Origin of the sequence: Desulfovibrio sp. SGI.169 (assembly GCF_050313595.1) — a bacterium.
GTDB lineage: Bacteria > Desulfobacterota > Desulfovibrionia > Desulfovibrionales > Desulfovibrionaceae > Desulfovibrio.
In genome coordinates this window covers 1-756 of record NZ_JBNPLS010000076.1, presented here as the reverse complement: position 1 = coordinate 756, position 756 = coordinate 1, and the positions used below count along the sequence as shown (strand labels likewise).

At 63.1% G+C, this 756-nt stretch carries 1 protein-coding gene; it reads right to left on the bottom strand.

Going from position 1 to position 756, the window contains the following annotated elements; all coding sequences use genetic code 11:
- Positions 1-591, bottom strand: coding sequence for a phage tail protein (locus ACQRA4_RS13815; protein ID WP_427823625.1), 591 nt, complete (start codon positions 589-591; stop codon positions 1-3).
- Positions 592-756: the final 165 nt, after the last annotated feature.

Genomic DNA, 756 nt, shown 5'->3' with positions numbered 1-756 from the left:
CTAGACGGCATAGCTGACCTCCACTGCCGCCAGGTCAGCGGGAGATTCCGCCGCCGCGACAGCGGCCAGCAGCTCGTCACGCCGGGCTGTGTGCAGGGCCAGCAAGGTATCCGGTCCATCGGGGTCAATGGCGGCCAGGGAGGCGGCAGCCATTGTGACCTCCAATGAGGAGGGAGTCTCCGAGGGCATGGTCAGACTGGCCACAATGGCTGCATCACACGCCTCCCTGATTTCATGCGCCTTCTCATTTTTGATGACGGACAAGGGCTTTTCCGGGCGCTCCGTCACTGCGCCATCCGGGAGCGGCCCAAGCGTGTCCATGTAGCGCGGGGGGCTGGTGTAGTCGTCGCCTTCTGTGGGCAGCCAGTAGGGCGTGCCGCCCTGCCTGCCGCCCGCGGCGTCCGTATGTTGCCGATGATCCTCGACCACCTCCCAGGCATCGCCCGTCCAGCGGGCAACATGTCCGTCCGGGATAGCATCAGGCGGGGGAGTTGTCGCGGCACAGGCACTTTTTGTCAGTGGCTTGCCATTCACAACCTGTGCCGGACGGGAGCCAGTAAACTCGCCGGTGCGTAAGTCATATGTGTACATGATAGAGCTCATGCTTGCCCCCCTTATGATGACGCCACAGCCGGGCGTCCCAAGTATATGATGACAGGCTGCCGGATATGGGACGGCACTGTCTCTGTGCCGCTGCGCGCCACACGGGCGGAGTCAAAATCAATTGGGGCATACGCCCATGCCCTTGACTCATCC

What these genes read in the sequence shown, in the direction of transcription:
- ACQRA4_RS13815 (WP_427823625.1), bottom strand. Translation starts at nt 591, where the DNA reads ATGTACACATATGACTTACGCACCGGCGAGTTTACTGGCTCCCGTCCG.